Annotated in this window: 4 protein-coding genes; 3 read left to right on the top strand and 1 reads right to left on the bottom strand. The window is 29.3% G+C overall.

Translation table 11 applies throughout. From position 1 onward, the window contains the following. Window positions 1–2: 2 nt before the first annotated feature. The 3 genes from Q1J76_RS09190 (at window position 3) to ahpC (ending at window position 2,724) form a co-directional block, all read left to right on the top strand. Window positions 3–932 carry an ABC transporter ATP-binding protein gene (locus tag Q1J76_RS09190; RefSeq protein ID WP_300369769.1) on the top strand — a complete coding sequence of 310 codons (930 nt, stop codon included), beginning with the start codon at window positions 3–5 and terminating at the stop codon, window positions 930–932. Between the two features lie 35 nt (window positions 933–967). Beyond that, the gene (locus tag Q1J76_RS09185; protein ID WP_300369768.1) at window positions 968–1,963 is read left to right on the top strand and encodes an ABC transporter ATP-binding protein; all 996 of its coding nucleotides are present in this window, start codon (window positions 968–970) and stop codon (window positions 1,961–1,963) included. Between the two features lie 197 nt (window positions 1,964–2,160). Further along, entirely contained in the window at window positions 2,161–2,724 is a 564-nt protein-coding gene (gene ahpC / locus Q1J76_RS09180; protein ID WP_300369767.1) for an alkyl hydroperoxide reductase subunit C, read from the top strand. Between the two features lie 157 nt (window positions 2,725–2,881). Here ahpC and fabD read toward each other — a convergent pair whose 3' ends face one another. Continuing rightward, on the bottom strand, window positions 2,882–3,796 hold the full coding sequence (gene fabD / locus Q1J76_RS09175) for an ACP S-malonyltransferase (RefSeq protein WP_300369766.1): 915 nt from the start codon (window positions 3,794–3,796) through the stop codon (window positions 2,882–2,884). Between the last annotated feature and the right edge of the window lie 148 nt (window positions 3,797–3,944).

Raw genomic sequence — 3,944 nt, 5'->3', positions numbered from 1 at the left:
AGATGTACTATCATACTTCTAAAGGCTTGGTGAAGGCTATTAATGATATTAGCTTTTGCATAAAAAGAGGAGAAACTTTGGGTATAGTAGGGGAATCTGGATGCGGAAAAACTAGTCTTGGTACATCTCTTTTGAGAATGCCTTCTATTCCGGGAAAATATGAAGGCGGTAAAATTATACTTGATAATGAAGATATTATACCTCTTAAAGAAGAATATGTTAGAAAAAATATAAGATGGTCAAAAATATCTATGGTTTTTCAAGGAGCTATGAATTCTCTTACTCCTGTATACACTATAGGAAGCCAAATGCTTGAAACTGTTAATAGACATACGAATATTAGTAGAGCCGATGCAGATAAACTTATAGAAGAATATTTAGGATATGTAGGACTTCATGGCAGTGTATCTAAAAGGTATCCTCATGAGCTTTCTGGTGGTATGAAGCAAAGGGTAGTTATAGCAGCAGCTTTATTTTTGAAGCCTAAACTTATTATACTTGATGAACCTACTACTGCTTTGGATGTTATAGTACAAGCACAGATTATAAATTTATTAAAAAAATTGAGGAAAGATTTTGATTTATCATTTATATTTATTACTCATGATTTAGCATTGGAAGCTGAGATTTCAGATAGAGTATGTGTAATGTACGGAGGAAAAATTTCTGAGATTGCAAGTAATGAAGATATATATAAAAATGCTAAACATCCTTATACAAAGAGGCTTTTAGCCGCAACTCCTAGATTAAATAGAGCAGTAAATAAATTAGAGTTTATAGAAGGTACTCCTCCTGATTTACTTAATCCACCAAAAGGATGTATGTTTTATGATAGATGCAAAGATAGAATAGATAAATGTAAAAATGAAGAACCTATTCTAAAAGATATTGGAAATAATCATTTATGTGCATGTCATTTAATAGATAATTAAAATTTCAATATATAAAAATAAAAAAGAAGAAAATTATGAATGAAGATATAATATTAAAACTAGAAAACGTTAAGAAATATTTTAAACCACATACCAATATAATAGAAAGTTTGTTAAAAAAATCTAAAGATATTAAAGCGGTTGATGATATTAGTATTGAAGTGAGAAAGGGAGAAATACTTGCTGTAATAGGAGAGTCTGGCAGCGGTAAAACAACTATAGGTAAATTAGTAATGAAATTGATAAGTCCTACTTCAGGTAATATTATATTTGAAAATGAAAATATTAATAACTTTAATAAAGAAGAAACCGCAAAATATAGAAGAAATGTTCAAATGATATTTCAGGATCCATATGCCTCCATGAATCCTAGATTTAAGATAAAAGATGTATTGAAAGAACCTCTCTATATTCATAATATTGAAGGTGATGAAAAAGTTTATGATGAGATGGTAATTAAGGCATTGAAAGATGTAAAAATAGATCCTCCAGAAGAGTTTATGGAAAGATATCCTCATATGCTTTCAGGCGGTCAGCGTCAAAGAATTGCAACTGCTAGAGCTTTGATACTTAATCCAAAATTACTTGTGGCAGATGAACCTGTTTCTATGATAGATTTATCTACTAGAGCTGAGATACTATATATGATGAAAGAACTTCAAATAGAGAAGAATTTGAGCTATATATATATTACACATGATTTATCTACCGCAAGATATTTTGCAGATAGAATTGCTGTAATGTATTTGGGCAGTATAGTGGAAATAGGCGATGCTAATGAAATAATAGATAATCCTAAACACCCATATACAAAGGCTTTAATTGCTGCTGTTCCTGATGCTTCTTCAGGAAGAGTCAAGATAATAAAAGAGCTTCCTATTACAGGAGAAATACCAAGTGCTTCAGATATTCCATCAGGATGCAGATTTCATACGAGATGCATATATGTAAAAGATGAATGCAAAAATTATATACCAAAATTAAATAATATATCTAATAGTCATTATGTTTCATGTATTCTTGCTGAATAGATTATTTTATATATTTGCTTATAATTTTTAAATTCATAATGGAATATTCATATTATTTTTTTATTTGAAATATGAAAATATAAAAAAGTTTATCTTTTTTAGTAATTTTTACTAATATATATTTTTTTTTACTTGACAAAAACTATTATTTAATGTATTGTTAGATTATACAAACATCAAACAAAAGGAGTTATAATATGAGTTTAATCAATAAAAAACTAATAGATTTCAAAGTTGAAGCTTATCAAAACGGCGAATTCAAAACAGTTGAAACTAAAGATGTTTTAGGAAAATGGAGTGTATTTTTCTTCTACCCAGCAGACTTTACATTTGTATGTCCTACAGAGTTAGCTGATTTACAGACAGTTTATGATGAATTAAAGAAAATTAACTGTGAAGTATATTCTGTATCTACTGACACACATTTCGTACACAAAGCTTGGGCAGATGCTACTGAAACAATTAAAAATTTAAAATATGTAATGCTTGGAGATCCAACAGGTGTATTATCTAAATTCTTTGAAGTATATGTAGAAGAAGTTGGACAGGCTTTACGTGGAAGTTTCATTGTAAGCCCAGAAGGTCAAATTAAAGCTTATGAAATACATGATATGGGTATTGGTAGAGATGCTAATGAATTAGTTCGTAAAGTACAAGCTGCTCAGTATGTAGCTGAACATGGTGGTGAAGTTTGTCCTGCTAAATGGAAGCCAGGTGCTAAAACTTTAAAACCAGGAATTGATTTAGTTGGTAAGATCTAATTTATTGATATAAAATAAATTATAAAGGACATATAATAAATTTTATATGTCCTTTTTTATTATAAATAATAATATAGCTAATTTCATATAAAATAAAAGCAGGAAATATTAATAATAAATCCTGCTTTTAGTTTATCATCAAATATTAAATCTGTTATTAATTAACAGCGGTATTCAAAGAGTCAATATCAAACACAGATAATGCTTCTATATCTGGAGTGATTTTTTTACTCATACCTATTAGAACTTTACCCGGTCCGCATTCAAATACTTTTGTGATACCTTGTTTTTGTATATTAAGCATACTATCATACCATCTTACAGTGGAAAACATTTGTTTGTATAAATTTTCTTTTATGGAATTAAATTCATGAACTTCTGATGTAACATTTGATAGAACTTTATTATCATTATCATGTAATTCTATTTTTTCCAAAAATTCTTTTAAACTATCAGCAGCAGGTTTCATAAAAGGTGAATGGAAAGCACCAGATACTTTTAGAGGTAATACTCTTTTAGCACCTGATTCTTGAAGTTTAGGAGTAACAGTTTCTATTGCACTAAGTAATCCAGATATTACTATTTGATCTTTTAAATTATAATTAGCAGCAACAACCTCTTTATTTTCAGGCATACATTTAGAAACAGTATCATAATCCAAACCCATAACAGCAGCCATTCCATAAGGAGCATCAGCACCAGCTTTTGCCATTAATAATCCTCTAGTTCTTGCAATTTTTACAGCATCTTCAAAAGATATATAACCAGCAGCAGAAAGAGCAGTAATTTCCCCCAAGCTATGTCCAGCAAAGAAATCTCCTTTGACCCCTTTAGCTTTTAAAGCCTCATAAACTGCAATACCTACAGTAACCAATGCAGGCTGAGTATTTTCTGTTTTTTTAAGATCATCTTCACTGCCTTCAAAGCATAATGCTTTAATATCAATATCATCTAAAATACTAGCAGCTTTATCAAATATTGCTTTGGATTCAGCTACATTATCATATAAAGATTTTCCCATACCAGCACTTTGAGAACCCTGACCTGGAAATAGAAATGCTATATTCGACATATTTATTCTCCTTTTTTATATTAATTTTTGGGGCTGTCCTAGATAACTAAAAAAGCTCCTTCTTTGCTAAATTATATACTATTTCTAATTGTTTTTCAACTTTTGGAGTATTAAAGCGAAATTGACATTCTTTAATAAATAAATGAAA

Origin of the sequence: Brachyspira sp., from assembly GCF_029258575.1 — a bacterium.
In the GTDB taxonomy this organism is placed as follows: Bacteria; Spirochaetota; Brachyspiria; order Brachyspirales; family Brachyspiraceae; genus Brachyspira.
Note: the sequence above shows the minus strand (reverse complement) of the source record. Positions and strands in the feature narration are given on the sequence as shown.